The sequence below is a fragment of the Pseudomonas sp. SB113 genome (assembly GCF_040754745.1).
GTDB classification, from domain to species: domain Bacteria; phylum Pseudomonadota; class Gammaproteobacteria; order Pseudomonadales; family Pseudomonadaceae; genus Aquipseudomonas; species Aquipseudomonas grimontii.
This window is the reverse complement of the sequence record NZ_JBFMHW010000259.1, coordinates 1-379: the sequence shown is the minus strand read 5'-3', so window position 1 is coordinate 379 and position 379 is coordinate 1. Positions and strand designations below refer to the sequence as shown.

Genomic DNA, 379 nt, shown 5'->3' with positions numbered 1-379 from the left:
AAACTGGGTCATCCGAATATCATTCGGATTCCAGTTGAAGGTCATGCGCATGAGCGGACGACCATGCCGGTCCTTATAGGTGGGGTCGAGATCGAGGTGATTGGTTTTATAGGCCATGACAGAACCGTGGGTTCCGATGGACATTGAATGGCCGTACCATTCCGCGATCGCCTTCTTCCAACCAGATCCCCAGCCCGGCGTTCCCGAGGGCAAGATCATGCTGCGGATCGGCTGACCGTTCGATTGGCCAGAACGCCAATAAGCGCCGCCGATAAAACCTTCACGGCCAAAGTCGATCTGGTTGATACCAAAGTCGTCGATGCACATGCCATTCGCACCAGTACCGATGAACGGATTGAACTCTTCATCCTTGAAGAAG

The 379-nt window shown here is 53.6% G+C and carries 1 pseudogene; it reads right to left on the bottom strand.

What is annotated here, in order from left to right:
* Nucleotides 1-379 (bottom strand): annotated as a pseudogene (locus AB1462_RS32465) (GMC family oxidoreductase); the annotation flags it as partial.